Source organism: Myxococcus sp. CA039A (assembly GCF_013336645.1).
In the GTDB taxonomy this organism is placed as follows: domain Bacteria; phylum Myxococcota; class Myxococcia; order Myxococcales; family Myxococcaceae; genus Myxococcus; species Myxococcus llanfairpwllgwyngyllgogerychwyrndrobwllllantysiliogogogochensis.
Window position 1 is genome coordinate 1 of sequence record NZ_JABUMQ010000517.1, and the last position, 4,907, is coordinate 4,907.

At 69.6% G+C, this 4,907-nt stretch carries 6 protein-coding genes; 3 read left to right on the forward strand and 3 right to left on the reverse strand.

Annotated features, from left to right (window positions below):
* Positions 1 to 154 precede the first annotated feature (154 nt).
* Entirely contained in the window at positions 155 to 1,159 is a 1,005-nt protein-coding gene (locus HR086_RS44740; protein ID WP_141648884.1) for an isocitrate dehydrogenase (NAD(+)), read from the forward strand.
* Between the two features lie 75 nt (positions 1,160 to 1,234).
* Here the strand turns inward: HR086_RS44740 and HR086_RS44745 are convergent, their stop codons facing one another.
* The 3 genes from HR086_RS44745 to HR086_RS44755 are packed head-to-tail and all read right to left on the reverse strand — an operon-like array spanning position 1,235 to position 3,329.
* Entirely contained in the window at positions 1,235 to 1,621 is a 387-nt protein-coding gene (locus tag HR086_RS44745; RefSeq protein WP_141648883.1) for a translation initiation factor, read from the reverse strand.
* 20 nt (positions 1,622 to 1,641) lie between these two features.
* Positions 1,642 to 3,006: a thioredoxin domain-containing protein gene (locus tag HR086_RS44750; RefSeq protein ID WP_174457949.1), complete on the reverse strand. Its 1,365-nt coding sequence runs from the start codon at positions 3,004 to 3,006 to the stop codon at positions 1,642 to 1,644.
* On the reverse strand, positions 3,003 to 3,329 hold the full coding sequence (locus tag HR086_RS44755; RefSeq protein WP_141648881.1) for a cupin domain-containing protein: 327 nt from the start codon (positions 3,327 to 3,329) through the stop codon (positions 3,003 to 3,005). Before HR086_RS44755 ends, HR086_RS44750 begins: the two co-directional genes overlap by 4 nt.
* A gap of 38 nt (positions 3,330 to 3,367) precedes the next feature.
* Between HR086_RS44755 and HR086_RS44760 the strand changes: the two genes are divergently transcribed.
* Positions 3,368 to 4,426: a folate-binding protein YgfZ gene (locus tag HR086_RS44760; RefSeq protein ID WP_174468706.1), complete on the forward strand. Its 1,059-nt coding sequence runs from the start codon at positions 3,368 to 3,370 to the stop codon at positions 4,424 to 4,426.
* A 133-nt stretch (positions 4,427 to 4,559) separates the two neighbouring features.
* Positions 4,560 to 4,907 (forward strand): fused MFS/spermidine synthase (locus HR086_RS44765; RefSeq protein WP_174468707.1); only part of this gene is annotated, 348 nt, incomplete at its 3' end.

The window sequence follows — 4,907 nt, forward strand, 5'->3', positions numbered from 1 at the left end:
CTCCGCGTCCGAGCACTGAGGGGCCCTTTCCTCCCTGGGCGGTCTCCGGGTGGCCTAGGGCCAGGGCCTGGCTCATGGACCCCATGCCTGGCCCTGTACGCCGGAAGTTTTCGTCCTTTCGGGTCCAGGGGTTTTGTGCTGTGAATCCGCACCCATGGCGAACACCCGCACTGTCACGGTCATCAATGGAGACGGCATCGGCCCCGAGGTGATGGCGGCCACCATCCGCGTCCTCGAGGCGCTCAAGGTACCGCTCGAGTTCGAGCACAAGGACGCGGGCGCGGAAGTGGTGGCCAAGTACGGCACCAACCTGCCCCACGAGACGGTGGAAGCGGTGCTGCGCAGCGGCGTCGCGCTGAAGGGCCCCACGGGCACGGTGGTGGGCGGCGGTCTGCCCTCCGCGAACGTGGGCCTGCGCAAGCGGCTGGATTTGTACTCGTCGCTGCGGCCCGTGAAGAGCGTGCAGAACGTGAAGACGCGCTACGAGAACGTGGACCTCGTCGTGGTGCGCGAGAACACGGAGAGCCTCTACGCCGGCCTGGAGCACATCATCGTCCCGGGCGTGGTGGAGTCGCTGAAGATCATCACCGAGAAGGCGTCCACGCGGATTGCCCGCTTCGGCTTCGAGTACGCCCGGAAGCACGGTCGCAAGAAGGTGACCGGCGTCCACAAGGCGAACATCATGAAGTTGTCGGACGGTCTGTTCCTGGACTGCTGCCGCAAGGTGGGCCGTGAGTATCCGGAGATCCACTACGAGGAAGTCATCGTCGACAACCTCTGCATGCAGCTGGTGAAGGACCCGACGCGCTTCGATGTGATGGTGCTGGAGAACCTCTACGGCGACATCGTGAGTGACTTGTGCGCCGGTCTGGTGGGCGGCCTGGGCATGGTGCCGGGCGCGAACATCGGCGAGCGCACGGCGGTCTTCGAGGCGGTCCACGGCACGGCGCCGGACATCGCGGGCAAGGGCATCGCGAACCCCACCGCGCTGATGATGTCGGCGGTGATGATGCTGGACTACCTGGACATGCGCGAAGAGGCCCGGCGCATGGAGGGTGCCCTCCACAAGGTTTACGGTGAGGGGAAGATCCGCACCGGCGACCTGGGTGGCAGCGCGACGACGCGCGAGTTCACGGACGCCCTCATCGCCGCGCTGTAGCAGTCACGACGGCCCACGCCGTCACACGAGCCCGGGTCGCCTCTCAAGGCACCCGGGCTTTTTCGTGTCCGCGCCTCAGCCCACCGTCACCTTGCGCACGCCGCGCGCCTCCAGCAGCGCGGGCAGTCGCTCGCGCTGGTCTCCCTGGAGCACGAGCGTGTCGTCCTCCACCACGCCTCCGCAGCCCAGCGAGTTCTTCAGCGCCTTGAGCCACACCTCGCGCTGGGGCACGGGCAATTCCAGGTGCTCCACCACGGTGACTTCCTTGCCACCCCGCCCCTTGCGCTCCATCCGCACCACCGCGCGCGCGGGGCCCTTCGGCTCGGGCTTGCGCGCAGGCGCAGCGACAGGCGCCGCGGGGCCCACCGGCAGCGCCTCCCGCTTCGCCGCCAGCGCGGCGAAGGGATTGTGGAACGGCCCCACCGGTGCCGCTGGCTCGTCCTTCTTGTCACGCTTGCCCATGACGAGACGCCCGCCGTTGCTCAGTGGTTGTGGCCCGCGTGGTCGTCCTGCGGCATCGCGCGCGGCGGAGGCAGCACGTCGAACGCGGGCGCGCTCGGATTCCCATCCGCCATCACCAGCGCGTACAGGAACGGCGCGGACGGCATCGCCTGCCGCCCGTTCACCACCACCAACGGCGTGCCGGTGAACTGGTAGCGAAGCGCATACGACGTGTCCTCTTGAATCTTCGCCGCCGTGGCCGCGCTGGAGATGCACGCATCCAACTGCATCCGCGACATCGAGCCGGACGAAGCAATCTCCATCACCCGCTCCGTATCCAGCACCGCCTGCGCCGCGAAGAGCTTCTCCCGCAGCTCCCAGAAGTCCGGCGCGCCCTCCAGGCAGATTTGCGCCTTCGCCGCCACGCACCGCACGCTGGGCGCGTCCGGCCCGCGCTTGGGCATCGCCGGGTTGCAGGAGCCATCCAACGGGAACTGCCGGGCCTCCAGCGACAGCTTGCCTTCCGGCACGCGCTTCTTCAGCACCGCCAGCTCCTCCACCAACGCCTTGCAGTGGGGGCACTTGCTGTCGGTCCACTCGACAATCTTCACCGGCGCGTCCACCGGCCCATAGCGGTGACGCGCGGGCGCGGCGGCGGCCTTCGGCACGTCCCGCCGGTACAACGCCAGCGCGTTGGAGATGAACTGCTGCTGCTCCATCGGCAGCCCGCGCAGGTACGCCTCCAGCGACGCGGGCGTGGCCGCCTGCGTCGTCGTCGACGACGAAGCCACGGGCAACAGCGACCCCGCCTTGGGCTGCGGCGAGGACAGCGAGCGGCCCGGCAGCAAGACGGCGATGAACACCGCGACGGTGACGCCCACCGTCCACTGCAGCGCGGGGACCCACTGGCCCGCACCGGCGGCCGGCAGCCCCTTCCACGCGACAGCCGCGATGGCCGCGACCAGCGCATACGTCCCCAGGCAGGTGGGGCACACCACGCCCGTCTGGAAGCTCGCGAACGCGAAGACGAGCACCGACGCGATACCCGCGCCGGCCGTCAGCTTCAGCCCCTGCGCCGCCGGAGCCACGGGCTTGCCCGAACGAGCGCGCGCCAGGTACAGCGCCGACAGCGCCACCACCGTCAGGCCCCACACCAGCCCCAGGCCGGCCACGGGGATGCCAAACAGCTCATGCAAGCGGGTGGCGAACGGCGAGTTCCACACCGTCTCGCAGTTCACCGTGTCGGACACGCCGCACACGGTGGAACCACCGGCGCGCAGCGTGAGCAACTGGCTCCACTGGAAGACGGACAGGACGCTCGCGGCCACGCCCAGCACCAGCAACACCACCCCGACACGGAAGGGAACGGGGGTGGCGGCTTTCTGGGGAGAGGACTTCGGACTCATGCGTGCTCCGGGGGCGGGGTCATCAGGACGAGCAAACGGGCGGAGGCGGGGCCTTCATTGGCGACACCGTGCTCGGCACCCGCGGGGGCGAAAACAGCCGCGCCCACACCATGGACCTCCTCCTCGGCACCGACGCGGAAGCGGCAGCGGCCGTCCAGGACGACGTAGACCTTGTCGGAGGTGGCGTGGTGATGCGGCTTCTGCGCCTGCCCGGGCGCCAGGCAGTAGACGTCGAGGAAGAAGCGCTCGGACTGGAAGACGTTGAGCTTCCGGAGCTTCTCCGGGGAGAAGTCCTGGAAGGACGACAGCTGCTTCACATCCATCGTGGCATTCGCTCCTTCGCCTCTATATAGCGACGGACATGGAACCGCTGTCTCTGCATTTTCTTCACGAAGAAGCGGGGGCCCGCTTCATCGATGTGCGCGGCCGGGAAGTCGTGGCCGGATATGGCAACGGCGAGGACGGCTACCGCGCCGCCCGGGAGGCCGTGGCGCTCCACGACGCCTCCTACCGCGAAATCCTCCGGATAACGGGGGAGGACAGGGCCTCCTTCCTACATGGAATGGTGACCCAGGAGGTGAACAACCTCCCCGTCGGAGCCGCCACCTACGCCGCCCTGGTGAATGTGAAGGGGGCCATGGTGGCGGATGCCCGCATCCTCAAGCGGGAGGCAGACCTCCTGATGGATGTGGAGCCGGGCCACGGCGCCAAGGTCCGGGAGTTCCTGGAGAAATACCTCATCTCCGAGGACGCGGAGCTGCACGAGGCGACGGGCGAGTACGCCATCCTCCGGCTGCTCGGTCCCCGGACGGCGGGCGTGCTGGGCGAGGGCTTCTCCCCCCTGGCGCACCACGCCACCCGCCCCCTGACGCTCGCCGGCCAGGACGTCATCCTGGTGGGCAACACCTCGGTGGAACCCCACGGTGTCGACGTGTGGGTGCCGCGCGCGGGCGTGGAGGCCGTGTGGCGGGCCCTGAGCCAGGCGGGCGCGGAGCCAGGCCTGAAGCCGCTGGGCTTCGAGGCGCTGGAGCTCCTGCGGGTGGAGGCCGGAGTCCCCCGGTACGGGCAGGACATGGTGGACACCACCATCCCCATGGAGGCCAACCTCACCGGGGCCATCTCCTACAACAAGGGCTGCTACATCGGGCAGGAGGTCATCGCCCGGGCGACCTTCCGCGGGCACATGAACCGCAAGCTGACGGGCCTGCTCCTGGGCGAGGCCGACGCCGCGCCCGGCACGGAGCTGCGCCGGGGCGAGAAGAAGGTGGGCTGGCTCACCAGCGTGGTGCGCTCCCCGTCCCAGGGACAGCGCGTGGCCCTGGGCTACGTGCACCGCGACTCGCTGGAGCCCGGCACCGAGCTGACGCTGGCCGGTGGGCCCGACACCGTGAAGGTCGCACCACTGCCCTTCAAGGGCTGAGCGCGACACGGCTGTCAGTGAAGCCGTGAGCCACTGACGACTTTGTCACCCGAGCCCCGGGGACTTCCCCCTGGGGCCGCGGAGTTACGGGCTGTTGAGTATGGAACGGGCCTTGCTCATCCGGCCCCCGCTCATGAAGCCCTCTTCACTGACGTGGTTGTCCTTCCTCTCCGGCGCCACGGTGATGGCGTCGGAGATGGCCGCCTCGCGACTGGTGGCCCCCTACTTCGGGAGCAGCACGCCCGTGTGGGCGGCGCTCATCTCCCTGGTGCTGGGAGGGCTGGCGCTGGGGGCGCACCTGGGCGGGCGCTGGGCGGACCGCGCGGAGCGACTGGAGCCGCTGCGCATGGCGCTGTGTGTCGCGGCGCTGCTGCTGGCCGCCCTGCCCTTCCTCGCGCGGGCGCTGCTGTCCGGGGCCACGGCGGCGGTGATGACGGGGCGTCCGCTGGAGGCCATGGGGCGCGTGGGGCTGGTGGTGCTG

What these genes read in the sequence shown, in the direction of transcription:
- HR086_RS44740 (WP_141648884.1), top strand. Translation starts at nt 155, where the DNA reads ATGGCGAACACCCGCACTGTCACGGTCATCAATGGAGACGGCATCGGC.
- HR086_RS44745 (WP_141648883.1), bottom strand. Translation starts at nt 1,621, where the DNA reads ATGGGCAAGCGTGACAAGAAGGACGAGCCAGCGGCACCGGTGGGGCCG.
- HR086_RS44750 (WP_174457949.1), bottom strand. Translation starts at nt 3,006, where the DNA reads ATGAGTCCGAAGTCCTCTCCCCAGAAAGCCGCCACCCCCGTTCCCTTC.
- HR086_RS44755 (WP_141648881.1), bottom strand. Translation starts at nt 3,329, where the DNA reads ATGGATGTGAAGCAGCTGTCGTCCTTCCAGGACTTCTCCCCGGAGAAG.
- HR086_RS44760 (WP_174468706.1), top strand. Translation starts at nt 3,368, where the DNA reads ATGGAACCGCTGTCTCTGCATTTTCTTCACGAAGAAGCGGGGGCCCGC.